The organism is Paraburkholderia sp. OAS925, assembly GCF_040543975.1.
Classification (GTDB): domain Bacteria; phylum Pseudomonadota; class Gammaproteobacteria; order Burkholderiales; family Burkholderiaceae; genus Paraburkholderia; species Paraburkholderia graminis.
Window position 1 is genome coordinate 1,483,221 of the sequence record NZ_JBEUNO010000002.1, and the last position, 24,020, is coordinate 1,507,240.

Genomic DNA, 24,020 nt, shown 5'->3' on the forward strand with positions numbered 1-24,020 from the left:
CTATGAGTGTGTGCCGGCTCGCTACTGCGCTTTGAGCCGCGCATGCAGGTTGTTGTGTTTCCACGTGCCGGCTTCGCTGAACTCGTTGATTTCCAGCGACAACGCGAGCCCGCTCTTTTCAAACTCATTGGCGAAGTGCTGCTTGATCGTTTCGAACAACGCATCGCCGGTTGCTTTCTTTATCGCGTCGGAGCGGCCTGCGGCAATCTTCAGGTTCGCGTGTAGAAACGCTGCATCCGCGCGTCCATCGGCAATGCAATAGTGCTCGCAACGCAGCGCGCGCACGCGAATGCCGCCGATTGGATAAACGCTCTTCTCCTGATCGCGCTGCGCGGCGAGACATTCAGCGAGCGTATTGCACAAGCGGCCGATACTTTCTCCATCGGCGAGATTGGCGCTGTATTCCAGTGTCAGATGCGGCACGATAACTCCTCCGTTTCGATTCAGGCGGGCAGCGGCGTAACCGGAAAGATCGCATTGATCTGCCCGGTTCCCGAACTGCCGAAATACGGCGTAATCACTTCCACCTTGCCGTCATAGCGGTCCCAGCCTAGCGCGCCAAGCAGCATTGCCGTGTCGTGCATGCCGCCTTCGCCCCAGCATTTTTCGTTGTAGAGCGGCAGCATGTCGCAAAAGGTTTTCCAGTCACCGGCTTGCCAGAGCTCGACAACCCGGCGGTCCATCTGTTCGAGAAAGGGGCTCCACACTTTGTGCATGAACTGCTCGGCGGTGCCGTTGTCCGCAAAGTGATGACTCAGCGACCCGCTCGCGAGAATCGCAACCGTGCCGTCGTAGCGCTCTTCAATTGCCTTGCGTACCGCGAGCCCGAAGCGCGCACTCGTTTCCAATTGGTGCCACATACACCAGCCTGCGACCGACACGGTTTTGAAATGCTGATCGCTGTTCATATAGCGCATCGGCACGAGCGTGCCGTATTCGAGCTCAAGCGTGGTTTCGCTATGCGCGCGGCTTTTCACGCCGATTTCGTTCGCGGCTTCGGCGATCAGATTGCCGAGTTCCACATTGCCGGGATACGCATACGGCATGTTCTTGATGAAATGCGGCAGTTCGTTGCTCGTGTAGACGCCTTCGAATTTCGGCGCGCAATTGATGTGGTACTCGCTATTGACGAGCCAATGCACGTCGAACACGACAATCGTATCCACGCCCAATTCGCGGCAACGCCGGCCGATTTCATGATGGCCGTGGATGGCGGGCTGACGGCAACCCTTATGCGGACCGTCGAGTTCGGACAGATATAACGACGGCACGTGTGTCACTTTTGCTGCCAGCGCGAGCTTGCCCATCGCGGTCTCCTCTTCTGTGCCGCGAGACCTTGCGGGCCTCGCGTGAAATTGTCCGGCGTGTCAGACGCCCCAGCGCGGAATGTGATGCGAGCCGAGCGACACGCACACGTTCTTCGGTTCGAGGAATACTTCGTAGCTCCACGTGCCGCCTTCGCGTCCCACACCTGACGCCTTGGTGCCGCCGAACGGTTGCCGCAAATCGCGCACGTTCTGGCTGTTGACGAAGCACATGCCGGCTTCGACGGCAGCCGCGACGCGATGCGCGCGCCCGGTGTTCTCGGTCCAGATATAGCTCGAGAGACCGTACGAGATGTCGTTCGCGAGCCGGATCGCGTCGGCTTCGTCGTCGAATGGAATCAGGCACGCGACCGGGCCGAAGATCTCTTCCTGCGCGATACGCATGCGATTGTCGACATCGACGAAAACCGTGGGCATTACGAAGTTGCCTTTGCGCATGGCCTCGGGCAAATCAGGCGTATCGAGGCCGCCGCACGCCAGCGTCGCACCTTCTTTCGGGCCGAGTTCAATATAGCTGCGCACTTTGGCCAGATGCCCCTGGCTGATCATCGGCCCAATGATCGTGCTGTCGGCAAGCGGATCGCCTACCGTGAGGCGCTTCGCGCGCTCGATAAAGCGCTCCGCAAACTTCGCGTAAATCGACTTCTGCACGAGAATGCGCGAGCCCGCAGTACAGCGTTCGCCGTTGTTCGAGAAGATCATGAAAATAGCGGCGTCGAGCGCGCGTTCGAAATCGGCGTCGTCGAAAATAACGAATGGCGATTTGCCGCCGAGTTCCATCGAGAACTTCTTGAGCCCCGCGGTCTGCACGATCCGGTTACCTGTCGCGGTCGATCCGGTGAACGACACTGCGTGCACGTCCGGATGCGCGACGAGCGGCTCGCCGGTTTCCTTGCCGAAGCCGTGCACGACGTTCAGCACGCCGGCCGGAATGCCGGCCTCCAGCGCGAGATTGCCGAGCATCGACGCGGTCAGCGGCGACAACTCGCTCATCTTGAGCACCGCCGTATTGCCGAACGCAAGGCAGGGCGCGACTTTCCACGTGGCTGTCATGAACGGCACATTCCACGGCGAAATCAGCGCGCACACACCGACCGGATGGAACAGCGTGTAATTTAGATGCGTGTCGGTCGGATAGGTATGGCCGTCGACGCGCGTGCACATCTCGGCGAAATAGCTGAAGTTGTCCGCCGCGCGCGGCACGAGTTGCTTGCGCGTTTGCGAAATCGTCTGGCCGGTATCGTTTGTTTCGGCTTCCGAAATATCCGGTACGTTCTTCGCGATCAACTCGCCGAGCTTGCGGATCAGTTTCGCGCGTTCGGCGGCGGGCTTGCTCGCCCATGCGGGAAAGGCTTCTTTCGCGGCCCGCACGGCGGCATGCACTTCTTCCTCGCCGCCGCGCGCCACTTCGGCGAGTACTTCCTGCGTCGCCGGGTTGACCGTTTCAAAGTAGTCTTTCGCGCCGGCTGTCTTGCCGTCGATCAGATGTTCGATTCGCATTGCGTTGTCCCTATTCTTTATGCTGCCGATCACGCGCGGCCAAAATCGGCATCGGATGCAATCGTGTTGACGAGGCGGCCCAGACCGTCGATCTCGCACACCACTTCGTCGCCGGCATTCACATTGACGATGCCTTCCGGTGTGCCGGTCAGAATCACGTCGCCCGGCGCGAGCGTCATGAAGCCGCTGAGGTATTCGATCAGCGCGGGAATGTCGGTCACGAGATCGCGCGTGTTGCCGCGTTGTTGCAGCGTGCCGTTGACGAACGTGCGCAATTCCAGTTGCGTGACGTCGTCGATATCGGCGGCGTCGACGAACCACGGGCCGAGTATCGTCGCGCCGTCGCGATTCTTTACGCGCAGGTTGGGGCGATAATAGTTTTCGAGGTAGTCGCGGATCGCGTAGTCGTTGGCGATCATGTAGCCGGCCACGTGCTGCATCGCATGTTCGCGTTGTACGTTGCGCGCGGTTTGCCCGATCACCACAGCGAGTTCGCACTCGTAGTGCATGAAGGCCACATCGGCAGGGCGGCGAGTGAAGCCGCGATGACCGAGCACCGTGCCCGGTCCCTTCAGGAACACCAGCGGCTCTTCCTGCTTGTTGAACTGCAATTCTTTCGCATGCTCGGCGTAGTTCAGTCCGAGTGCGAAGATCGTGCCGACTTCGACAGGCGCGAGCCAGACGACCTGCTCTTCGCCGCATATACGTCCGTCCGCAAGCTGCACGCCTTTCGCGTGCGGATAGGCTTCGTGAATTGCGCCTGCATAGGCCACGCGGCCGCGCATCATGACTGTTCTCCGTCGTGTTGAGTTGCGCCGACAAACGAGACGTGAAGCGGCGGCAGCGCGCCGATTGACAGCATCGCCTCGTCGCCGCGATGCGCGACGGGCGAGCCGTGCCGCACACCTGTCGTGATGACGTCGCCTGGCGCGAGCGTCATGAAGTCGGTGACATCCGCGAGCAATTGCGCCACATAGCGCACCGACGACGCCGTGCTCGCCGTGAACACATGCGCACCGTTGAGCGCAACCGTAATGGCGAGTTCGTCGGGATTCGCAACGTGCCGCGCTGCAACGAGCGCCGGTCCGATCACGCAAAAACCGTCGCGCGCCCGGAATCGCACCGACGGCCGATATACGCTCGCATGCGGTACGCTGAGATCGGCCACGAGCGTGTAGCCCGCGATATAGTCGAACGCGCGCTCCGCGCTGACGCGCGTCGCAGTGCGCCCGATCACGATGCCAAGCGATGCGCCTAACTCGACGCCGAGCGCGATGCCCAACTCATCGTCCGGCACGATGACTTTCGCCCGATGCCCCGCGTGCGTATTGCGCGGCTTCAAATAAAGAACCGGCGCTTTCGGCGGCGCCTTGTACGGCGCGGCATGCATCGCATCGCCGAGCGCATCGAGCGCGGCACGGTCGTTGAGCAACGTGCCGTAGACTGCGCCGCTCACAGGCGGCCGGCATGCCATGCCGCGCGCGAGCAGCGCCGCCGCGGTTTGCGCATCGACATCGCGAGGCAACGCGTCGCCTTCCGGGTGCAACAGATAATCGGCAAGTGCAAACATGAACTGGCTAGGCCTCTGAATGGAGACTCGACATAAACACTAACATGTTAGTAGTATTGCGCTTGATATGATCCGGGGTCAATAGCCAGTCGGCTGATCGCGGGTTTTCCCTTAAGTTTCGACGGCTGCTTTCATTCATCGCCCACTATGTCTTCGTCTGCTTCCACACGAGTTTTGCACCGCAACCTGCCGATGCTGCTGCTGCGCGCCAGGGAAAAAATGATGGAGCGCTTTCGTCCATTGATCACGGCGCACGGTTTGACCGAGCAGCAATGGCGCGTGATTCGCGCGCTCAATGAGCACGGCCCGATGGAGCCGCGTCATATCTCCGACATCTGCACGATCTCGAGTCCGAGCATGGCGGGCGTGCTCGCGCGTATGGAGAGCATGGAGCTGATAACGAAAGAGCGTTTCGCGGAAGATCAGCGGCGCGTGCTGGTTTCGCTCACCGATACGAGCGTCGAACTCGTGCGTGTGATCTCGAAGGAACTGGAGGCGCAATACCGCGAGTTGGAGCGCAAGGTGGGACCGGAGATTGTCGAACGGGTCTATCGCGCCGTCGACGATCTGCTTGCGGGTCTCGAGGAAGAAGACGAATGAAGGCCATATTTCTGCATACCGGCTGGCGCAGCGGCGGCACCTGGGTGTGGTCCCGTCTTCGCGCGCTCAACGGCGCGACGGGATATTACGAGCCGCTTAGCAACGTGCTCGCCGATCTGAGTCTCGCCGACGTGTCCGCGAGCCGCCCGACGCTGACGTCGGGACATCCGCCGCTCGATGCGCCGTATTTCGACGAATACCGGCCGTTCCTGCAGGAAAGTGTGCGCGGTGTGAGCGGATACCGGAGAACATTCGGCATCGACCGTTTCGGCGATGTTCCGGACGCGGAATTCCCCGCGCTGGCGGCGTATTTGCGCAGCCTTTGCGAGTACGCGCAAAAGCAGAGCAGTGTGCCGGTGTTCAAGTTCTGTCGTTCGTCAGGAAGATTGCCGTGGCTCAGACAGGCGTTTCCGGATGCGATGCACGTCGGCGTGCTGCGCAATCCCGCGTCGCAGTTTGCTTCGGGCTGGCTGCTGAATCAACAGTGGCGCAATCCGTTTTTTGTGGCCGCGCCGTTTCGCGTACTCGGGTTGAATCGCGCGGAACCGTTGGTCAAACAGATCATCGACTTGTGCGACGTTAAACTGCCGCCCGCTGTGCCCGCTTCCGACGACGCCTACGCAATCGCGTGCGAACACTATGCACGCAGCGCGGAAGGCAATAACGCGTATCGCGCGTTTGTCGCGCTGTGGGTGCTTTGCGCGTGCCGAATGGGAGAAGGCGTCGACCTGCTCGTCGACATGGATCTTCTCGGGCAGTCGCGCGAGCATGCGGCCGGTTTGCAAGCCGACTTTGAAGCGCAAAGCGGCCTGTCACCGGACTTCAGCAGCGCGCGTGATCTCGTGGAAGAAACGCGCCGCAGCGCCGCGCGTATCGGCGGAATAGATGGCGGCGCGATGCGCGTGGTTCATTCGGCGGAGCTCAAATTCCTGAAGGCACAAAGCGGCATCGACGCAGCGTTTATCGAACGCGTCCGCGAGAAGATGGTCCTCGCGAACGAACTCACTGCGCAGTGGCGCTGAGCCGCAATACGCGATGCTGCCGAGTGCTATGAAGCAACCGCCTTTTTCGACGCAGCCAACGTTTCGGCTCTCAACTGGTCATAGCTCGTCTTGTCGAGCGGCACTGCGCCGGGTTGGCCGAGATCGCTCAATCTGACGCGGTAGTTCTCGCGCGCGCTCCACGCGGTCACTGCCGCGATGATCGTTATGCCGAAGGTGATCGCGCCGATCGTGACCGGAACGTTGTGCGATCCCGGCGGCGCGACATAAGCGAACAACGCGGGCAGCAATGCGGTAATCGTGGTGCCGATGTTCTGTCCGATCGCCATCGCGGAGACGCGCGAGCGCGTCGGAAAAAGCTCGGGATAGAAGCTCGGGAAAGTCGCGTTATAGCCCTGGTAGACCACGCCCCACATGAGGATCGACATCACCATCGCGAGCGCGACATTATGAATGCTGATCGCGTACAGGTAGCCGAACGAGAGCAGCCCCGCGCCGAGCGCGCCGACGATGATCGGCAGACGCCGGCCGATCCGGTCCGACAGATTGCCCACAAATGGAATCACGAGCACGGCGACAATATTGCCGATCACGGGTATCCACAGGTACACGCTCTTCGAAAAGCCGATGCCGTACGCGGCCTGCACCGCATACGCCGCGCCGAAGATCGTCGCGACTACGGGAATCACATTCATCAGCGAGCAGCCGACCACGCGCAGCATGTCCTGCCAGTTATAGCGGAACGCTTCCGCAATCGGCGACTTCGGCACGCCGCCGCTCGCGTCTTCTTTCGCGAAAGCGGGTGTTTCTTCGACCTCGCGGCGGATGATGTAGCCGGCCACCAGCACGAGCGCGCTAAGCAGAAACGGAATGCGCCAGCCCCACGAATTGAACGAGCTTTCTTCCATGTAATAGGCGAGCGGCAGGAACACGGCGGCCGCAAGAATCTGTCCGGCCTGCACGCCTTGCAGCGTGAAGCTCGCGTAATAGCCGCGTCGTCCGAATGGCGCATGTTCGAGAATCATCGAACTCGCGCCCGAGATTTCTCCGGCCACCGCGAAGCCTTGAATCAAACGCAGCACGACGAGCAGCGTGGGCGCGAGCAGCCCGACATGGTGATAAGTAGGCAGCAGGCCGACTGCCATTGTCGAAAAGCCCATCAGGAACATGCAGAGCAGCAGCACGTTCTTGCGGCCGTGCGTGTCGCCCCAATGGCCGAGTACGAATGCGCCGATTGGCCGCGCGACGTAACCGACGCCATACGTCGCGAGCGACGCGACGATCGCGATCTTTGGATTACCGGATGGAAAGAACAACTGCGGGAAGATGAGCGCCGCTGCCTGCGCGTAGATGAAGAAATCGTAGTACTCGAGTGCCGAGCCGATCCAGCCGCTGGCCGTTGCCTTGCCAGCCTGTCCGCGATGCTTGCGGCCACTCGCCGATGCGTTCGTTGCCATGTCGCGCCTCCTCACCGAAATGCGTGACCTGTCGTGCGGTTTTGTGATTTGGCGTCCGGCTCACGAACTATGCAAGCCAGGACTTACACGGCGATGCAGCGCGTTTGTAGCGGGATGCTGCAACGCGTCACACGTCCGCACATCCCCTGCATAGTCCCGTCTATCCAATACAGTTGCGGCGCAAAAAACAATACAGTGAGGCGCGGTTCTGTTTTGCTGTATAGGGAATTACCCGCTTCACGTCGATACAGTTGGCGGGTCTCGAATCCGCCTGCCTGCCCGGTTCACACACCGCGGCCCATTTCCGAACGTGAGGTACGACATGAACGCAGTAAACGAGCAAGACCGGCTGTCAGTGCAGCAGATCGGTCATTACATCGGCGGCGCGCTGGTTGCGCCCGGCAGCGGCCGTTTCAAGGACGTATTCAATCCCGCGACCGGCAAGGTGACGGGCTCGGTCGCGCTTGCATCGGTCGAGGAAGTGGATGCCGCGGTTAAATCGGCCAAGGCGGCGTTTGCGGCATGGAGCGAAACCGCGCCGCTCAAGCGCGCACGCATTCTGTTCAGGTTCAAGGAACTGCTCAACAGGCATCACGACGAACTCGCGATGCTCATCACGCGCGAGCACGGCAAGGTGTTCACGGACGCGCAAGGCGAAGTGGTGCGCGGCATCGAAGTCGTCGAATTCGCGTGCGGCATTCCGAACCTGTTGAAGACCGATTTCACCGATCAGATCGGCGGCGGCATCGACAACTGGAATTTGCGTCAGCCGCTCGGCGTCGTGGCCGGCATCACGCCGTTCAATTTTCCTGTGATGGTGCCGATGTGGATGTTCCCGGTCGCGCTCGCTTGCGGCAACACGTTCGTGCTGAAGCCGTCCGAGCGCGATCCGTCGGCGTCGTTGCGCATTGCCGAGTTGTTGAAGGAAGCCGGCTTGCCCGATGGCGTATTCAATGTGGTGAACGGCGACAAGGTCGCCGTCGACGCATTGATCGAGCATCCCGATGTGGCGGCGCTGTCTTTTGTGGGCTCGACGCCGATCGCGGAATACATTCACGGCGAAGCATCGAAGCGCGGCAAGCGCGTGCAGGCTCTCGGCGGCGCGAAGAATCACCTCGTCGTGATGCCCGACGCCGATCTCGATCAGGCCGTGGATGCGCTCATCGGCGCGGCCTATGGCTCGGCCGGCGAGCGCTGCATGGCGATTTCAGTGGCGGTGGCCGTGGGCAATGTCGCCGACAGGCTGATCGAAAAGCTCGTGCCGCGCGTGAAGTCGCTCGTCATCAAGAACGGTGAGAACCTCGACGCCGAAATGGGCCCGCTCGTGACCGCCGAGCACAAGGCGAAAGTGGCGGGCTATATCGCATCCGGCGTGGAAGAGGGCGCTACGCTGATCGTCGATGGCCGCACGCATGCGGTCGCGAAAGAAGAGGGCTTCTTCATCGGCGGAACGTTGTTCGACAACGTCGGCACGCAAATGAAGATCTACAAGGAAGAGATCTTCGGCCCGGTGCTGGCGGTGGTACGTGTGCCCGATTTCGCGAGTGCGGTAGAACTGATCAACGCACATGAATTCGGCAACGGCGTGTCGCTCTTCACGTCCGACGGCGGCGTCGCGCGCGCGTTCGGCCGGCAGATTCAGGTCGGCATGGTCGGCATCAATGTGCCCATTCCGGTGCCGATGGCATGGCATTCGTTTGGCGGCTGGAAGCGGTCGCTGTTCGGCGATCACCATGCGTACGGCGAAGAGGGCGTGCGCTTCTATACGCGCTACAAGAGCATCATGCAGCGTTGGCCCGACAGCATCGCGAAGGGCGCGGAATTCACGATGCCTGTTGCAAAGTAATTCGCGGTAGAAGCACGAGGCGCGACAAGCGAAACAAGCGCAACAAGCCTAATAACAAAGCCGCGGCTCAAACTCGAGCCGCGGCTTTTTTCATGGCCTCTTCACATTTCACACTTCACACTTCACACACCCGACGACGACTCTTCTTCCGCCTCATCGAGCACCGCATTTTGCACGGCGATGGCGGGACTCACATAAGGCGGCGCCTGGCGCGGCTCGTCGATGCTGTAGCGAAGGCGCCCCGCGTCGAAAAACACGCGCAGACTGCGGTATCGGACGAGATACATGAGGCCCACCAGCGCGGCCGCGAAGCCCGACGCCGCGCCCACGCCGAGCGCCCAGCGCGGACCGAAACGATCCGCGACCCAGCCGACGACGGGCGCGCCAAGCGGCGTGCCGCCCAGCGCGATAGCGAGCAGAATCGCGATCACGCGGCCGCGCATCGCAGGTTCCGTGGAGAGTTGCACGAGGCTGTTGGTGGACGTATTGAAGGTTTGCGTCGACACGCCGATGAACGCGAGCGCAATGCCGAAGAGCACATAGTTCGGCATCAACGAAGCAACCGTGCAGCCCACGCCGAAGATCGCCGCCGCGCCCAGCAGCAACGCCATGCGCGGTTGCGCGCGGCGCGCGGCCAGCAGCGCGCCGGTGACGGAACCCACCGCCATCGTCGAACTGAGCACGCCGTATTCGCCGGCGCCTGCATGGAATGCGCTGACCGACATCGTCGAAATGAAGATCGGGAAGTTGAGTCCGAACGTGCCGATCAGGAACTGCATTAAAAGCGCGGCCTTCAGATCGGGGCGCTTCCACACATATTTAAAGCCTTCCACGAAGCTGCCGCGCGAGCGAACCGCGAGCGGCTTCGCATGCAGCTCGCGTACGCGCAGCATGCGCAATGCGCCGAGCACGGCAATGAAAGAGAGCGAGTTGATCAGAAACACCCAACCCGTTCCGACCGATGCAATCAGCAAGCCGGCCACTGCCGGCCCGATCATTCGCGCCGCATTGAACGAGGTCGAATTGAGCGCGACCGCATTCGACAGATCGCTTTCGCCGACGAGATCCGACACGAAGGTTTGACGCGCGGGCGAATCGAACGCGGTCACGCAGCCGAGCAGTCCCGCGAAAACGTAGACCTGCCACAGTTGCACGAGGCCCGTGATGGTGAGCAGGCCGAGGCCGAGCGCGAGGCTGCCCATCGCTGCCTGCGTGAAGAACAGCAGCTTGCGGCGGTCGAAGTGATCCGCCGCGTAGCCGGTGAGCGGCAACAGCAGCATTTGCGGCCCGAACTGCAGCGACATCACGATACCCACGGACGTCGCATTGTGCTGCGTGAGTTCCGTGAGCACGAGCCAGTCCTGCGCCGTGCGCTGCATCCATGTGCCGACGTTCGACACGATCGCGCCGCTCGCCCACATCCGGTAATTGAAGTTGCGCAGCGAACGGAATGTGCTGCTCACTGCGGCTCCTTGCGCACAGGCGCGTGACTGAGGTTGGGCTTGCGGCGCATGATCAAGCTCATGCTCATGCGCGCGTTTGTTCCAGCATGGCGAGTACCTGCTGCGTCGTGCCGGTTTCGCCGAGCCGCGGGAAGATTCGCGTCAGGCTATTCGTGTGGGCGTCGAGATGCAGGTCGGTCATCGCGTCGACGGCAAAGGCGATGTTGAAGCCGAGCTCGTGTGCGAACCGCGCGGTGGATTCAATGCCGATGCTCGTGGAGATGCCCGCCAACACGATCTGTGTCACGCCTTGCTCGCGCAGATACGCTTCGAGGTCTGTATTCGTAAACGCGCCCCACGTCTGTTTCGTGACGAGATGATCCGACGCTTGCGGGTTCAGTTCGGGCATGAGGTCGGTGAATCCCGGCGGAAAGTTGCCGGTGGGGCGCGACTGCTCCGCGCGCCCAGGTGCGCCGCCCGCCACGTTGACGAGCACGACCGGCAGGCCGTGGCGGCGAAATGCTTCGGCTAAAGCGGCCGCGTGCGTGACGACTTGCGCGGCGGGATGAGCCGTGGGCATCGCCACGATGCCTTGCTGCAAATCGATCACGACGAGCGCGGGTTTTGCATCGAGTGTAGTCAGTGCCATACGTATTCCTCTTGCGGTGAGGTTGACGGATTACGAGTCGATCAGGCGTTTGAGCAATTCGACGCCGGTGGCAAGCTGCTTTTGCTCGGCCGCTGAAAAGCGCGTCTGGATCGTGCGAAAGAGCCAGTCTTCACGCGCGGCGCGGCTTGCCTTGATCTTCTTGCGAAAGGCCGGCGTGAGAGTGAGCACGGTTTGCCGGCCGTCGTTCGGGTCGGGCGCGCCGCTCACGAGGCCCGCGGCTTTCAGAACCGAAAGCGTCTCGCCCATGGATTGCGGGCGCATGCCGTGCGCGCGCGCGAGTTCGGTAACCGTTGCCGGGCCCTCGCGCTCGAGCAAGCCGAGTACCTGTATTTGCGAAGGCGTGAAGTCGCCGAGGTGTGCTTCTTCGCGCAGACGGCGGCGCAGCTTGCCGGTCAGCACGCGCAGGTCTTCGGCCAATACGTGAAGCGAGTCGGTGTCGAGCGGCGGATCGTTTTTGGCCATGCGTGCCGGAACCATATATGAAGGTTACCTGTGCAGGTTACCTTCATATATCGCGAGGGTCAAGCGGGCTTTGAAGCGGACCTTCAGGCGGTAGGCGCCCGTTGCGCTCGCGGCCGCAGCGGCGAGCGGCGGCCGACGCGCTTATGTTCCCCTCTGTCTTCTTCCATGCGAATGATGGCGAGCAGTTGTTCGAGCGACATCGGGTGGCCGGTCAAAAAGCCTTGAACGACATCGCAATGCGCATCGCACAGCCATTCGAGTTGCGCCGGATATTCGACGCCTTCCGCGACGACCAGCAGCCCGAAACTATGCGCCATCGAAATGATTGCGGTGACGATAGGCTGACCGCCATTCGGCAATGGGCAGATAAAGCTGCGGTCGATCTTGATGCTGTGCACCGGAAAAGATTGTAGATACGACAGCGACGAGTAACCGGTGCCGAAATCGTCGAGCGAGAGGCGCACACCGGCCGCGCGCAGTTCCTGCATCGCCTGAATGCCCACCGACATATTGGACATCAATTGACTTTCGGTGAGTTCGAGTTCGAGCAGCGAAGCGGGCAGGCCGCTTTTTTCGAGCGCGTCGCACACTTCGTTCGTGAAGCCCTCGGCTCGCAATTGCCGCGCCGAAATGTTCACGGCCACATGCACGCCCGCATTGCGGCCGGCATTCCAGTTCGCCGCGTCGCGGCATGCGCGCCACAACACCCAGCGGCCGAGCGACACGATCAGATCGCTGTTCTCCGCGATCGGCACGAATTCAGCCGGAGAAATAGGGCCTTCCGAAGGATGGGTCCAACGCACCAGCGCTTCCGCACCGAGCAGCCGTCCCGACAGGCAGTCGAACTGCGGCTGATAGACGATCTGCAAGCCGTCCTGATCGACGGCCTTGCGCAGTTCCGCCTCGATGCGCGCGCGCCGCTGCGCCTCCGCTGTCATCTCGCTCTGAAACTCGACGGCAATGCTCTTGCCCCTGCTTTTCGCGGAATAAAGCGCGATGTCGGCATTGCTCACCAGTTCCGCCATTTCGCCGGTGTCTTCCGGATAGACGCTGAAGCCCACGCTTGCCGTCACCACCGAGTCGCTGCCGTGCAGAATGAACGGGCGCGACAGGTTGCGCGCGATGCGGCCCGCGGTCGCGCGTGCGCGAACGCGGCTCGCGTCCGGTCCGATGACCACGGCGAATTCGTCGCCGCCGATTCGGCTCACCAGATCGTTAGGCCGCACGACATTGCGCAACGCGTCGGCGACCTGCTTGAGCAGTTCGTCGCCGGCGCCATGACCCAGCGTGTCGTTGACGATCTTGAAGTTGTCGAGATCGACCATCATCAGCGCGACGCGTTTGTCGGCCGCGTGCGCTTTATGCAGGCGCGCTTTCAGTTCGTCGTAGAACGCGCGGCGGTTGGGCAGGTCCGTGAGCGGGTCCGTCGATGCAAGATATTCCAGGTCCTTTTCCGCGCGCGACACGCGCTCGCGCATGCGCCGCATCACGAGCGAGGCGATCCACACCGAACACAGCGAAGCGCCGACGAGAAAGCAGCCGTATTGCGCAAGCTGCATTTTTATCGCTTCGGTGGTCGCGACGATCACGATGCTGCCGAGCAGTTGACCGTTATGAATAATCGGCGCCGCGACGAAAATATCTTCCAGCGAAAGACGCGGCGAACTGCCGACATTGGCGAGCGTGCCTTCTTCCGATTCGCTGCGGCTCAGGCCGGGGCGCGTATAGCGCACGAACAGTTCGCCGTCGGGCGTATAGACGGTCGCGCTTTCGACATGCGGCACCTTGCGCAGCGAGCCGAGCACTTCGGCGGTGGCGTCGCGGTCGCCGAACATCGCGGATGCAGTCAGATTTTCCGCGAGCACGGACGCCTGCATGCTGACGTCGTTGGTCAACGACGTGCGCAGCGAAAGCGCCTGATAGACCAGCAGCACGACGCTGGAAATCAGCAGCGCAATCATCACGCCGACGAGGTTGACGTGTTCGCGCGGCCATGCAAACCGGCGCAAGACCGGGAAACTTTTCATAGCACTGTCCTTGCAAGCCGCATAAGTTTCGAACTGAGCGTGATGCGCCGGCGTGACGCCTCGGTAACGTTGATGTCGAACTTCAGGTGATCGCCTTCGCGCACGAGGCGGATCACCCATCCCTGGTCGGCCGTGTCCGCTTCGCTGACGATCACCACGGGTGCGTCCGAAGCGAGCAGCGCCTTGACTGCCGCGCTCAATGCCGTGCTCGCCGTCAGTACCGCGAGCTGGCAATCGCCAACTTTCTCCCCGCGCGGCAACGGACGAACCCGCCACGCCTGTTTGCCGCCGTGCTTGCCGTCGAGTCGCGCGAGCGCCTGGCCGAGCGGGCTCTCCGGGTCCACGCAGATCGACAGTACGTTGTCGACAGGACGGCCCGCGGGCCAGTCCGTAAACTGCGCGAAGTTGAAGATGTAGGCGGCCTCGAGCGCCGGCAAGTCCACTTGCGCGTCGACGGAGGTCTGCACAATGACCGGCGACGCAAATATCAGGGACGCCGCAATGATCTGGATGCGAACGCGATCCATGTCAGAACCCGTAGACGGCCTTGAAGAGGAAAGTCCGGCCTTGCTGCGCAACTGTCTCCTGTGTAAAGCCGGGGCCCACTGGGTCGGCGTATCGTTTATCGGTCAGGTTATAAATGGAGAACGACAGATCGGCCCCGCGAACCAGGCGGCGCGAACTGAGCGTCAGGTTCGCAAGGCAGAAGCCGCCGGCGTCGCCGGCCGCGGCGAGACGGGACGACGTGCATTGCACCTCGAGTCCGGTCATCAATGCGTTGGCGAAGAACGGCACGGCGAGATTGAGCTTGCCGAGATGGCGCGGCGAGTTTTGCAGCGAAGCGCCGGTGTTCGAGTCGTGAGCTATCTGGTAGGAATAGCTCGCGCGCACGCGCGCGCCCGCGACGCGCTGTTCATAGGCGAGTTCGGCGCCGCGCGCGCTCGCGCGGCTTACGTTGCGAAAAATGAAGAGCCCGGATGATTCATCGAGCGTCTGGCTGATCAGATCGCGCGCGTCGTACTGGAACAGCGAAAGCGTTGCGCGCGCCGTCGTGAACAGCGCTCTTTCATAGACGAGTTCGGTGGTCGCGATGTGCTCCGCCTTCAATGACCGGTTTCCCAACTGGCCATCCGGGCCGCTTATCGCGTAGTACATTTCATACGCGTTCGGCGCGCGATAGGCCTGACCGTATAGCAGCTTGAACGTATCGCGTGGAGTCAGCTTGTAGATGAGTCCGATACGCGGGCTCAGGTTGCCGCCCGCGGACGTCTGCTGGTCGTAACGCAAGCCCGCGTTCAGCGTGAAGTTCCAGGGCAGCGTGATTTCGTCTTCGACATAGACGCCGGCGCGATTGCCGCTGTGATGGTCGTCGAGCATTTGCGAGTAGGGGTCGACGTTGTAGTTGTACTGGTTAAGGCGCGCGTCTCTCGCGAAGTCGGCGCCGACCACGATGCGATGTTTCGCAAGCGACGAGATGGTCGCGTGCACGTCGGCGCCGTACCACAGCGCGTGGCTTCCATCGATGTTCACCACGTACGGCGCGGGACCGTCGATCGCCGGCATCCGGTAATCGTAGCGGCCCCAGTAAAGCTGCGATGCCAGCATCACGCCATCGGACAACGCATGCTGATACGTGAGATCCGCATAGCTATGCGTGTCCGACACGCTGAACGGCGCGTTGAACACGGCGCCGTATGGCGCATCGGGAATACCCTTGGTGCGATTTCCGTAGATGAAGCTGAACCGGAAATCGCCATAAGCGGCGCGCGCGAGAAAGTCCTGTGCGCGGTCGTAGTCGAGCCGGTGCGCAACGCCGTGGTTCTGATCCGGCGTGTCGAATTCCGGGTAATACAAGTCCTCTCCGTTTCGTCCATATGCGGTTGCCGACAGCAGAATGTCGGCCCCATGCGCGCCATGCCAGCCGTATGATGCACGCGCCTTCTTTTCGCCGAAGCTGCCCGCCGCGACCGCGGCTTCCGCGCCGGCCAGATCGCTGCCGCTCTTCGTGATGACGTTGATGACGCCGAACAGCGCGTTCGCGCCGTACATCGACGAACCTGGACCCGGCACGTACTCGATGCGCTTGACGAGGTCCATGTCGAGCGGAAAGTCCGAGCCGATCGGCGCCTGACCGTACACACCGTCGTTCGTGCGAATGCCGTCGATCAGCAGCAGGAACCGGCTGTTGTAATCGCCGGGGCGCTGGAAGCCGCGCGCACCGAGGTATTGGTACGAGCGATCGTTCGTCACATAGAGACCTGGCAGCGACGCGAGCGCATCGGCGAGCGTGCGCCAGCCGAACTCACGGATGTCCTCGGCGGTGAGCACGACGACCGCAGCCGGCGCGTCGGTGACGGACTGATCGAAACGCGACGCGGTGTTCACCGTGACCTGCATCAGCGCCTCCAGTGGCATCGCAGCCAGCTCGGCCGTGTCCGAGACCGACGTCCCGCTCGCGGCCGGCTCGTTGTCGGCGAAAGCGGCCGGCGAACAAAGCGTCGCCAGGCCGGCGACCGAATAAACGACCAGGCGGTGCGTGAGGGAATAGCAAGCGGAATAGGAAGCGCGCGTAATGGGAGCCATGACAGCCGAATTGATCTGGAGAACGCTCCTCAAAAATGGATCGTCACCTTTTTGTTATCGGCTCGCGGCGGGGAAGCTTGAATCAGAAGGCGGCTTGCGACGGGGCGCATTGCGGCGCGCGCGCTGTTCTTTCGCGCAGGCGTCGATTGTAAAAAGGGGCATGGACGAAGGCGTTTTTCTACGACTCGTTGACGCAAGAAAGCGAGGTCGCGGCGCCTGCTTGCTAAAGAGGAATAGCGCGCCCCGCATGGATTTCGGCGGGATTGGACCGGTTAATCGCGGTCCCGCGGCACGCGCTTTGCTAGTTGGGTGCTTTTACCGCCGCCTGCTACTTCCATGCGACAGACCTTCTCCAACGGAGCGCTCGGCTCCATGCGACAGGCGATGATCGAACGCGATCTCGCCCATATCGAACATGTGCTGCTGCGCTCGCATGCGAGTGCGCGCGAGAACTCGGCATTTCCACTCAGCTACTGGCACGATCGGCTGCGCCGTATCAAGGACGCCGGCCAGCTATGGGGCGTGCATCTTCGCAAGATCGACACCTTGCAGCGCATACTCAACGGCGCATTGCCGCCGGGTTAACCCTGTCGTTAGCGGTTTATTCACGCGCGGTTTCAACCCGCGCGGCTCGCATGCATAGTCGCGCCTCGTGAACTGCCCTGGTTGCGCGAGTGCATACATCAATGTAGCCGCGAGTTCGTGAGGCTTTTGTCCACGATTTCTCCACGATGCGCCAGCGCGTTCGCGTGACGGCGCGCGTCCAATGCGTCCGTCATGCTCGCGCTGACTGCGCCGCTTCTGCTTCTCCGCTTTTACTTCTTCATTCCTCGCTCTCTTCTCCATTGTTCTCCGTCGCGCGCCGATGCGATTCGCCGCGCGAGCGCGCCGCTATCCGTCGAGTGTCGAAGATCCGTTCACGCGGCCTGCTTCTTGCGGCGTGACGGCAACGCATGCCGGAGCTCCGGCAGCGCGGCAGCGCAGTGCGCGCTTGTGCGCACAAACCACGGAGAGCAGACATGGAAACAGGAAAAGTGGAAGGCACGGTAAAGGAAATCGGCGGCAAGCTCGAGCAGACGGCGGGCGACATGCTCGGCGACACCGGCACGCAAATGGCCGGCACCGCGCGCGAGTTGAGCGGCAAGGCTCAACAGGTATGGGCCGATCTCACCGACGTCGTGCGCGAGACGACCACCGAGCGGCCGTTCACCGCACTCGCGATTGCGGTGGCGGCGGGCTTCATACTCGGCGCGCTGCGCTCGTCGACCGCACGCGATTACCGCGACGACAGGGATTACCGTTAGAAACGGTCGTAAGACACGGTTGGCACAGAGTCGATTGCATCGTTGCGATGAAGCGCTCGCCGCCCGGCACATCCGGCGGCGAGCGCGCGTGACGGCATTGCGGCGGGAGATACACGATGTCGATACATAGCAGAGTCAGCCAGTGGCGCAACGTGGCGCGCTTCTGTTCCAGTCGGGCAGTCGACTACGCCGAGCTTCTGGCGCTGGAGCTCGACGAGGCCAAAGCGCGGCTCGTACGCGAGGTCATCGCGATGGTCGTGCTGGCAGTCGCCGCCATGTTCACCCTCTCGTTTCTATGCGTGGCCATCATCGTTTCGGCGTGGAATACGCCGTACGTGGTCGCAGTCGCATGGGGCGTCGCGGCGGCGTGGCTCCTCATCTCCATTGCGACCTTCGCGATGATGAAGACGCAAAAGCCCGCCGAGCCGTTGCACGTTCTGCGCGACGAAATGTCGAGCGACCTCGAAGCCCTGAAGGATGCCCTGAAATGAAACACGATCCGCTTCGGCATCAGCAACATCGCGTGATCATTCTCGAGCGCATGGCCATGTCGCGCGCGCAGTTGCTGTCCGCGAATCTCGCGCTGCGCACACCGTCGCGTCATCCAATCAAGGGCGGCTTGCCGGCCGTCAACGTCATGAGCTCGCTCGCCGACACGCCGTACGTGGCGCTCCTGCTCGCGGCCGGTGTCGCCGCGGCGCTGCTCGGACCGCGCAAGGCGATCGGAACGCTCGCGCGAACGAGCGTGATGGCATGGCTCACCAGGTCTGCGCGAAGCGTGTTTCAACACTAGCGCACGGTGCGGCGCTGCGATGTCCGCGCCGCGAATTTACACGCGCGATGTAGCAACTATCGCGTGACGCAGCGCGCGGCGCGTTTCATGCGCAATGTCGCAATGTTCGCAAGGCGCCCATGTGGGCAATGCAGCCGCGAGCCGATGAACCCTACAGTGTGGAGGACTTTATGAAGGCGCTTAGCTGGCATGGCAAGAAAGACATCCGGTGCGACACCGTGCCCGATCCGAAGATCGAACATCCGCGCGACGCGATCATCAAGGTGTCGAGTTGCGCGATATGCGGCTCCGATCTGCATCTGTACGACGGCTTCATGCCCGGCATGGAATCCGGCGACATCATGGGCCACGAATTCATGGGCGAGGTCGTCGAAGTCGGCAAGGAAAACACGGCGCTGAAGGTCGGCGACCGCATCGTCGTACCGTTCACGATCATTTGCGGCGAATGCGATCAGTGCCGGCGCGGCAACTTCTCGGTGTGCGAGCGCACGAACCGCAACAAGGACATCGCCGACAAGATGTTCGGCCACACCACAGCGGGCCTCTTCGGCTACACGCATCTGACGGGCGGTTATCCCGGTGGCCAGGCGGAGTTCGTGCGCGTGCCCTTCGCGGACAAAACGCACGTCAAGATTCCGGACGGCCTCACCGACGAGCAGGTGCTTTTTCTCGGCGACATCTTTCCGACCGGCTGGCAAGCGGCAGTGCAATGCGATATTGAACCGACCGACACGGTTGCGATCTGGGGCGCGGGTCCGGTCGGGCAAATGGCGATCCGCAGCGCCGTGCTGCTTGGCGCCAAACAGGTGATCGCAATCGACTGCGTGCCCGAGCGTCTTTCGATGGCGCGCGCGGGCGGCGCGGTCACGATCGACTTCAAGGCCGAGAGCGTGCTCGAGCGATTGAAGGAACTGACGGGCGGCAAAGGCCCCGAAAAATGTATCGACGCCGTGGGCATGGAATCGCACGCCACGCGCTCGCTCGACTCCATGTACGACCGCGCGAAGCAGGCCGTGATGCTCGAAACCGATCGACCGCATGTGCTGCGCGAAATGATCTACGTTTGCCGTCCTGCCGGCACGTTGTCGGTGCCCGGCGTGTACGGCGGGCTGCTCGACAAGATTCCGTTCGGTGCGTCGATGAACAAGGGCCTCACATGGCGCATGGGACAAACGCACGTCAACCGCTGGACCCACGACCTGTTGCGGCGAATCCAGCAAGGGCAGATCGATCCGTCGTTCGTAATCACGCATACGGTCTCGCTCGATGAAGGCCCGCGCATGTACAAGACGTTTCGCGACAAGGAAGACGGCTGCATCAAGGTCGTGCTGAAGCCTTGATGTTCATGCCGTTGTTTTCCATTGACCATGCAAAGCGTGCTGCACTTTTTGACTACCTGAGCCGCGTCGATCGATCGCGGCCCAACACACGAAGGTGATGCAAATGGATTCACGTAACGAGTCGAAGCAGGAGGGCGTTCGCGCGCTGAAGGAAAAGCTGCCGCAGCCGGATTCCGTCGCGCGCGGTCTGGCGTGGTTCAGCATTGCGCTGGGCATCGCGGAACTGGTTGCGCCGCGCATGATGGCGCGCGCCGCCGGTGTGAATGCGGGACCGGGGGCAGTGCGTTTCTATGGATTGCGCGAGCTTGCGTGCGGCGTCGGCATTCTTGCGTCGCGCAATCCGCGGCCGTTTTTGTGGGCGCGTGTCGGCGGCGATGCGCTCGATCTCGGCACGCTGGCGCTGTCGTCGAACAAGTGGAGCGCGCGCGACCGGCAACGCGCGACCGTCGCGGCCGTCAACGTCGCATGCGTCACCGCGCTCGATGTATATGCGGCGAAAAGCGCGGCCGCCGCGCCGCGTTTGCCGTCGGTCGACTACAGCGATCGCACGGGCTTTGCGAAGTCGGCGGAGGAAATGCGCGGCGCCGCGCTCGCGGACTTCGAAACGCCACGCGACATGCGCGCGCCCGATGCGCTCGCGCCGTACACGCGCAACGGTCAGTCAGCGACGCAGGCGAATGCTGGACGCACGGGTAGCGCGACGAACGGCGCATGAGTAAGTGAGTGCGGGAAGCGTACCGGCAGTGCGGCGGTACGCTTCGCCCGGCCGGCTGTCCGGCGGCGTGATGCTGGCCGCCTGACTCTATTTATTGCTTACTGCCGCGCCAATTCACGCGGACAAATCATCCTTACTGGTCGGATGCCCTTTCGCGCCGCCGGGTTCGAGATCCGGATCGACGTGATCGTGCTCGGGCGTGTACGGCCCTTCCGACGGATGATCCTTGTCCTTCGCAAGTAGCGTGGCGTCCATGCTTCCATGCGGACGCTGTTCGACTTTGCCGTCGGGATTCACTTTCACATCGCCATCGCCGAGTTCTTCACGCCGCTGGTCCGCGCGTTCGACGGGATCGGACGGTTCCTGATTCATCGCTTTCTCCTTTCGGTTGGGTTCACGCATTCGTCGATGCACATCGGGAATCGAGCAAACGCGATACCCGCGGCGCGCTCGCCGCAACGCATAGAAGAAAGGGTGCTGCACGCTAATTGCTCGGCGGCTAAAAGGCACTGCAACCGTGCACCGCAGGTCGCCGAAAACGAGCGGCAATTCATCCTTCACCTCACCGCGGGCGGCAACGCCTGCAAGGACGCTTCTTCATAACCATGACAGTCGACCAACGGCTTCGCAGCATGCGCAAGACCATGCGCGACATGTTCGGCATCGCGCGTTTGCGCGCGGGGCAGGAGGACATTATCCGCAGCGTATTGCAACATCGCGACACGCTTGCGACGATGCCCACCGGCGCGGGCAAATCGCTGTGCTACCAGTTACCCGCGCTGCATCTCGAAGGCACGACGCTCGTCGTGTCGCCGCTGATCGCGTTGATGAAGGACCAGGCGGACAAGCTGCTCGCGGCCGGCATCGACTGCACGCTGGTGAACAGCACGTTGAAAAGCCGCGCCGAGCGCGAGGCGCTGCAACGCATTGCAGCGGGCGACAGCGGCATTGTGTTCGTGACGCCCGAGCGTCTCGCGCAGCCGGCGTTCATCGAGACGTTGCGCGCGCGCCCGGAAAATCGCGTCGGCCTCGTGGTCGTCGACGAGGCGCATTGCGTGTCGCATTGGGGACACGATTTCCGTCCCGCGTTTCTGGAGATCGCCGCGGCGGTGAAGGCGCTCGGGCAGCCGCCCGTGCTCGCGTTGACCGCAACGGCGACGCAGCGCGTGATCGACGACATCGTGCATTCGCTCGCGCTGCGCGACCCGCTTGTGGTTCGCACGGGCACGTATCGCGAGAATCTGCGTTATCGCGTTGTGCAGGTGAGCACGGCGGGCGGCAAGGACGGCGCCGCGCGCGCGATGGCCGCGAAGCGCGAGCAACTGTCGAAGCTGATCGGATCGCTCGGCGGCGCCGGCATCGTGTATGCGGCCACCGTGCGCGACGTCGACCGCATTTACGGCTGGCTGACGGAAGCCGGCGAATCGGTGTCGCGCTATCACGGCCGAATGTCGGCGGCCGCGCGCGAAGAAGCGCAGGAGCAGTTCATGTCGGGCGCGACCCGCTTGATGATCGCGACGAACGCGTTCGGCATGGGCATCGACAAAGCGGACATACGCTTCGTGATTCATTACCAGATACCGGGCAGCCTCGATGCCTACTATCAGGAGACAGGCCGCGCGGGCCGCGATGGAGAGCCTGCCGATTGCGTGCTGCTGTTCGACCTGAACGACAAGCGCATCCAGCAGTTCTTTCTTGCAGGACGCTACCCGAGCGTCGAACTGGCGCAACGCGTGTATGACACGCTGGCGGCGCGTATCGGCGAAGAACCGAAGGGTGTGACGCTCAAGGCGCTGAAGGATGCGTTGCCCGATGTCGGCGCAGGCAAGCTCGAAGTCGCGCTGAACATGCTGGTCGACGCGCGCGTGGCCGGCCGCGACCGGCAGCGCCGTTATCGTCTGCGAACGCATGAGGATGCGCGCGAATCGGCCCGTGAATCCACGCGTGACACCATCGCGAAAGCCGCGGCGCAATTCGAGCAGATGAGCGCGCATGACAGGGAAACGCTGCAGGCAATGATCGACTATGCGCAAACCGGCCAGTGCCGCTGGCGCGCGATCCTCGACTATTACGGCGACACGCCCGCCGTCGAGCGCTGCGGCGTGTGCGATAACTGCGTGCGTCCGCCGCAAATCGACGTCGCGCCGGACGTCATCGTTGCGGGGCGCAACGTCAGCGGACAAGGAAGCGCCGCGTAAGAGAAGCGACCCGGCCAAACCGCGCGTCTGGGCGCCAGGCGATGCAGTACGCGTGCCGCGTTACGGCGCAGGCGAGGTCGCGCTCGCGAGCGGCGAACAGGTGGCCGTGCAATTCCCCGACGGCAGCACGCGCACCTTTCTCGCGAGCTATGTGAGGGCCGGACGCTGAGCCGCGGGCGCGCTTGGCGCGCCCGCTTCCGAACTCGCCTCTGAACCCGCTTCCGAACTCGCCTGGATTCGCGCGCGGAAGTAACGCGCGGTGTGTTGCAGACCGTCGTCGAGCGAGGTTTGCGGTTGCCAGCCGAGCAACTCGCGCGCGCGCGAAATATCCGGCTGCCGATGCCACGGATCGTCGGTCGGCAACGGATGCAATTCGAGCGGCGAATTCGATCCCGTGATCGCGACGATCCGTTGCGCGATCTCGCGCATGCTGACTTCGTGCGGATTGCCGAGATTGACCGGACCGCCTGGGTCGTCGGCGGAATTCATCAGGCGGATAAACGCGTCGATCATGTCGTCCACGTAACAGAACGAGCGCGTTTGCGAGCCGTCGCCATAGAGCGTGATCGGCTCGCCGCGCAGCGCCTGCATCATGAAGTTCGACACCACACGGCCATCGGCGGGATGCATGCGCGGCCCATACGTATTGAAGATTCGCGCGATGCGGATCGACAGGCCATGCTGGCGCCGGTAGTCCATGAAAAGCGTTTCGGCGCAGCGCTTGCCTTCGTCGTAGCACGAGCGCGGGCCGATCGGATTTACATGGCCCCAGTAGTCTTCTTTCTGCGGATGCACGAGGGCATCGCCATACACTTCGCTCGTCGACGCCTGAAAAATCCTCGCCTTCACGCGCTTCGCGAGGCCCAGCATGTTGATCGCGCCGTGCACGCTCGTCTTGGTGGTTTGCACCGGATCATGCTGATAATGAATCGGCGATGCGGGACACGCGAGGTTGTAGATCTGGTCGACTTCGACATAAAGCGGAAATGTCACGTCGTGACGCATCAGCTCGAAATTCGGGCAGTCCAGCAGATGCGCAATGTTGTCCTTCGTGCCGGTATAGAAGTTGTCCACGCACAGCACGTCATGGCCCTGCGTCACGAGCCGCTCGCACAGGTGCGAGCCGAGAAAGCCGGCGCCGCCTGTGACGAGAATCCGCTTGCGGGTAAGTTCTTTCATGTTGCGTC

Annotated in this window: 23 protein-coding genes and 1 pseudogene; 10 read left to right on the plus strand and 14 right to left on the minus strand. The window is 62.4% G+C overall.

The genetic code is table 11. The annotated features are described in order from the left end of the window. Nucleotides 1–21 precede the first annotated feature (21 nt). Genes ABIE53_RS25420 through ABIE53_RS25440 form a run of 5 tightly spaced genes read right to left on the minus strand, consistent with a single transcriptional unit; the run spans nt 22 to nt 4,395 of the window. Nucleotides 22–423, minus strand: coding sequence for a 5-carboxymethyl-2-hydroxymuconate Delta-isomerase (locus tag ABIE53_RS25420; RefSeq protein WP_192699327.1), 402 nt, complete (start codon nt 421–423; stop codon nt 22–24). A 20-nt stretch (nt 424–443) separates the two neighbouring features. Next, nucleotides 444–1,307 (minus strand): 3,4-dihydroxyphenylacetate 2,3-dioxygenase, encoded by an 864-nt coding sequence (gene hpaD, locus ABIE53_RS25425; RefSeq protein ID WP_192699326.1) that lies wholly within the window; start codon nt 1,305–1,307, stop codon nt 444–446. A gap of 60 nt (nt 1,308–1,367) precedes the next feature. Further along, nucleotides 1,368–2,825, minus strand: coding sequence for a 5-carboxymethyl-2-hydroxymuconate semialdehyde dehydrogenase (hpaE, locus tag ABIE53_RS25430; RefSeq protein ID WP_053859487.1), 1,458 nt, complete (start codon nt 2,823–2,825; stop codon nt 1,368–1,370). 29 nt (nt 2,826–2,854) lie between these two features. Beyond that, nucleotides 2,855–3,613, minus strand: coding sequence for a fumarylacetoacetate hydrolase family protein (locus ABIE53_RS25435; protein ID WP_192699325.1), 759 nt, complete (start codon nt 3,611–3,613; stop codon nt 2,855–2,857). Continuing rightward, nucleotides 3,610–4,395 (minus strand): fumarylacetoacetate hydrolase family protein, encoded by a 786-nt coding sequence (locus tag ABIE53_RS25440; RefSeq protein ID WP_192699324.1) that lies wholly within the window; start codon nt 4,393–4,395, stop codon nt 3,610–3,612. Before ABIE53_RS25440 ends, ABIE53_RS25435 begins: the two co-directional genes overlap by 4 nt. Before the next feature lie 192 nt (nt 4,396–4,587). Between ABIE53_RS25440 and hpaR the strand changes: the two genes are divergently transcribed. Continuing rightward, on the plus strand, nt 4,588–4,995 hold the full coding sequence (gene hpaR, locus ABIE53_RS25445; protein ID WP_006049320.1) for a homoprotocatechuate degradation operon regulator HpaR: 408 nt from the start codon (nt 4,588–4,590) through the stop codon (nt 4,993–4,995). Beyond that, the gene (locus ABIE53_RS25450) at nt 4,992–6,017 is read left to right on the plus strand and encodes a hypothetical protein (RefSeq protein WP_192699323.1); all 1,026 of its coding nucleotides are present in this window, start codon (nt 4,992–4,994) and stop codon (nt 6,015–6,017) included. The genes hpaR and ABIE53_RS25450 overlap by 4 nt, the downstream gene beginning before the upstream one ends. A gap of 26 nt (nt 6,018–6,043) precedes the next feature. On the opposite strand, the gene ABIE53_RS25455 is transcribed toward ABIE53_RS25450, so the two are convergent. After that, nucleotides 6,044–7,453 (minus strand): MFS transporter, encoded by a 1,410-nt coding sequence (locus tag ABIE53_RS25455; protein WP_029966295.1) that lies wholly within the window; start codon nt 7,451–7,453, stop codon nt 6,044–6,046. 322 nt (nt 7,454–7,775) lie between these two features. Here ABIE53_RS25455 and ABIE53_RS25460 point away from each other — a divergent pair, with 322 nt between their 5' ends. After that, nucleotides 7,776–9,299: a CoA-acylating methylmalonate-semialdehyde dehydrogenase gene (locus ABIE53_RS25460; RefSeq protein ID WP_053859483.1), complete on the plus strand. Its 1,524-nt coding sequence runs from the start codon at nt 7,776–7,778 to the stop codon at nt 9,297–9,299. Nucleotides 9,300–9,421: 122 nt separating this feature from the next. On the opposite strand, the gene ABIE53_RS25465 is transcribed toward ABIE53_RS25460, so the two are convergent. The 6 genes from ABIE53_RS25465 to ABIE53_RS25500 all read right to left on the minus strand — a co-directional run bounded on the left by ABIE53_RS25465 (nt 9,422) and on the right by ABIE53_RS25500 (nt 16,483). Then, nucleotides 9,422–10,762 (minus strand): MFS transporter, encoded by a 1,341-nt coding sequence (locus tag ABIE53_RS25465; protein ID WP_006049324.1) that lies wholly within the window; start codon nt 10,760–10,762, stop codon nt 9,422–9,424. A gap of 64 nt (nt 10,763–10,826) precedes the next feature. After that, on the minus strand, nt 10,827–11,390 hold the full coding sequence (locus tag ABIE53_RS25470) for an isochorismatase family protein (protein ID WP_192699322.1): 564 nt from the start codon (nt 11,388–11,390) through the stop codon (nt 10,827–10,829). A 30-nt stretch (nt 11,391–11,420) separates the two neighbouring features. Continuing rightward, nucleotides 11,421–11,873 (minus strand): MarR family winged helix-turn-helix transcriptional regulator, encoded by a 453-nt coding sequence (locus ABIE53_RS25475; protein ID WP_006049326.1) that lies wholly within the window; start codon nt 11,871–11,873, stop codon nt 11,421–11,423. 83 nt (nt 11,874–11,956) lie between these two features. Further along, complete coding sequence (locus tag ABIE53_RS32010) at nt 11,957–13,900, minus strand: putative bifunctional diguanylate cyclase/phosphodiesterase (RefSeq protein WP_192699321.1); 1,944 nt, start codon at nt 13,898–13,900, stop codon at nt 11,957–11,959. Continuing rightward, entirely contained in the window at nt 13,897–14,427 is a 531-nt protein-coding gene (locus tag ABIE53_RS25495) for a YfiR family protein (RefSeq protein WP_006049328.1), read from the minus strand. The genes ABIE53_RS32010 and ABIE53_RS25495 overlap by 4 nt, the downstream gene beginning before the upstream one ends. A 1-nt stretch (nt 14,428) precedes the next feature. Beyond that, complete coding sequence (locus ABIE53_RS25500; RefSeq protein ID WP_053859480.1) at nt 14,429–16,483, minus strand: TonB-dependent receptor plug domain-containing protein; 2,055 nt, start codon at nt 16,481–16,483, stop codon at nt 14,429–14,431. A gap of 372 nt (nt 16,484–16,855) precedes the next feature. Between ABIE53_RS25500 and ABIE53_RS25505 the strand changes: the two genes are divergently transcribed. The 6 genes from ABIE53_RS25505 to ABIE53_RS25530 all read left to right on the plus strand — a co-directional run bounded on the left by ABIE53_RS25505 (nt 16,856) and on the right by ABIE53_RS25530 (nt 20,635). Further along, the gene (locus tag ABIE53_RS25505; protein ID WP_006049330.1) at nt 16,856–17,068 is read left to right on the plus strand and encodes a hypothetical protein; all 213 of its coding nucleotides are present in this window, start codon (nt 16,856–16,858) and stop codon (nt 17,066–17,068) included. A gap of 434 nt (nt 17,069–17,502) precedes the next feature. Continuing rightward, complete coding sequence (locus ABIE53_RS25510; protein ID WP_006049331.1) at nt 17,503–17,787, plus strand: CsbD family protein; 285 nt, start codon at nt 17,503–17,505, stop codon at nt 17,785–17,787. 116 nt (nt 17,788–17,903) lie between these two features. Then, entirely contained in the window at nt 17,904–18,278 is a 375-nt protein-coding gene (locus ABIE53_RS25515) for a phage holin family protein (protein WP_006049332.1), read from the plus strand. After that, nucleotides 18,275–18,580, plus strand: a complete 306-nt coding sequence (locus tag ABIE53_RS25520; protein ID WP_006049333.1) for a hypothetical protein — start codon at nt 18,275–18,277, stop codon at nt 18,578–18,580. The genes ABIE53_RS25515 and ABIE53_RS25520 overlap by 4 nt, the downstream gene beginning before the upstream one ends. 170 nt (nt 18,581–18,750) lie before the next feature. Beyond that, entirely contained in the window at nt 18,751–19,920 is a 1,170-nt protein-coding gene (locus tag ABIE53_RS25525; RefSeq protein ID WP_192699320.1) for a zinc-dependent alcohol dehydrogenase, read from the plus strand. A 103-nt stretch (nt 19,921–20,023) separates the two neighbouring features. After that, nucleotides 20,024–20,635, plus strand: a complete 612-nt coding sequence (locus ABIE53_RS25530) for a hypothetical protein (protein WP_192699319.1) — start codon at nt 20,024–20,026, stop codon at nt 20,633–20,635. Nucleotides 20,636–20,749: 114 nt separating this feature from the next. On the opposite strand, the gene ABIE53_RS25535 is transcribed toward ABIE53_RS25530, so the two are convergent. Then, entirely contained in the window at nt 20,750–21,007 is a 258-nt protein-coding gene (locus ABIE53_RS25535) for a hypothetical protein (RefSeq protein WP_029966284.1), read from the minus strand. A 233-nt stretch (nt 21,008–21,240) separates the two neighbouring features. Between ABIE53_RS25535 and ABIE53_RS25540 the strand changes: the two are divergent. Further along, nucleotides 21,241–23,002: pseudogene (locus tag ABIE53_RS25540) on the plus strand (RecQ family ATP-dependent DNA helicase). Here ABIE53_RS25540 and ABIE53_RS25545 read toward each other — a convergent pair. After that, on the minus strand, nt 22,981–24,012 hold the full coding sequence (locus tag ABIE53_RS25545; RefSeq protein ID WP_192699317.1) for a UDP-glucuronic acid decarboxylase family protein: 1,032 nt from the start codon (nt 24,010–24,012) through the stop codon (nt 22,981–22,983). The pseudogene ABIE53_RS25540 and the gene ABIE53_RS25545 sit on opposite strands and share 22 nt — an antisense overlap. Nucleotides 24,013–24,020: the final 8 nt, after the last annotated feature.

Coding starts and splice junctions, on each gene's coding strand:
- hpaD (WP_192699326.1), bottom strand. CDS start 1,307: ATGGGCAAGCTCGCGCTGGCAGCAAAAGTGACACACGTGCCGTCGTTA.
- hpaE (WP_053859487.1), bottom strand. CDS start 2,825: ATGCGAATCGAACATCTGATCGACGGCAAGACAGCCGGCGCGAAAGAC.
- ABIE53_RS25435 (WP_192699325.1), bottom strand. CDS start 3,613: ATGATGCGCGGCCGCGTGGCCTATGCAGGCGCAATTCACGAAGCCTAT.
- ABIE53_RS25440 (WP_192699324.1), bottom strand. CDS start 4,395: ATGTTTGCACTTGCCGATTATCTGTTGCACCCGGAAGGCGACGCGTTG.
- hpaR (WP_006049320.1), top strand. CDS start 4,588: ATGCTGCTGCTGCGCGCCAGGGAAAAAATGATGGAGCGCTTTCGTCCA.
- ABIE53_RS25450 (WP_192699323.1), top strand. CDS start 4,992: ATGAAGGCCATATTTCTGCATACCGGCTGGCGCAGCGGCGGCACCTGG.
- ABIE53_RS25455 (WP_029966295.1), bottom strand. CDS start 7,453: ATGGCAACGAACGCATCGGCGAGTGGCCGCAAGCATCGCGGACAGGCT.
- ABIE53_RS25460 (WP_053859483.1), top strand. CDS start 7,776: ATGAACGCAGTAAACGAGCAAGACCGGCTGTCAGTGCAGCAGATCGGT.
- ABIE53_RS25470 (WP_192699322.1), bottom strand. CDS start 11,390: ATGGCACTGACTACACTCGATGCAAAACCCGCGCTCGTCGTGATCGAT.
- ABIE53_RS25475 (WP_006049326.1), bottom strand. CDS start 11,873: ATGGCCAAAAACGATCCGCCGCTCGACACCGACTCGCTTCACGTATTG.
- ABIE53_RS32010 (WP_192699321.1), bottom strand. CDS start 13,900: ATGAAAAGTTTCCCGGTCTTGCGCCGGTTTGCATGGCCGCGCGAACAC.
- ABIE53_RS25495 (WP_006049328.1), bottom strand. CDS start 14,427: ATGGATCGCGTTCGCATCCAGATCATTGCGGCGTCCCTGATATTTGCG.
- ABIE53_RS25500 (WP_053859480.1), bottom strand. CDS start 16,483: ATGGCTCCCATTACGCGCGCTTCCTATTCCGCTTGCTATTCCCTCACG.
- ABIE53_RS25505 (WP_006049330.1), top strand. CDS start 16,856: ATGCGACAGGCGATGATCGAACGCGATCTCGCCCATATCGAACATGTG.
- ABIE53_RS25510 (WP_006049331.1), top strand. CDS start 17,503: ATGGAAACAGGAAAAGTGGAAGGCACGGTAAAGGAAATCGGCGGCAAG.
- ABIE53_RS25515 (WP_006049332.1), top strand. CDS start 17,904: ATGTCGATACATAGCAGAGTCAGCCAGTGGCGCAACGTGGCGCGCTTC.
- ABIE53_RS25520 (WP_006049333.1), top strand. CDS start 18,275: ATGAAACACGATCCGCTTCGGCATCAGCAACATCGCGTGATCATTCTC.
- ABIE53_RS25525 (WP_192699320.1), top strand. CDS start 18,751: ATGAAGGCGCTTAGCTGGCATGGCAAGAAAGACATCCGGTGCGACACC.
- ABIE53_RS25530 (WP_192699319.1), top strand. CDS start 20,024: ATGGATTCACGTAACGAGTCGAAGCAGGAGGGCGTTCGCGCGCTGAAG.
- ABIE53_RS25535 (WP_029966284.1), bottom strand. CDS start 21,007: ATGAATCAGGAACCGTCCGATCCCGTCGAACGCGCGGACCAGCGGCGT.
- ABIE53_RS25545 (WP_192699317.1), bottom strand. CDS start 24,012: ATGAAAGAACTTACCCGCAAGCGGATTCTCGTCACAGGCGGCGCCGGC.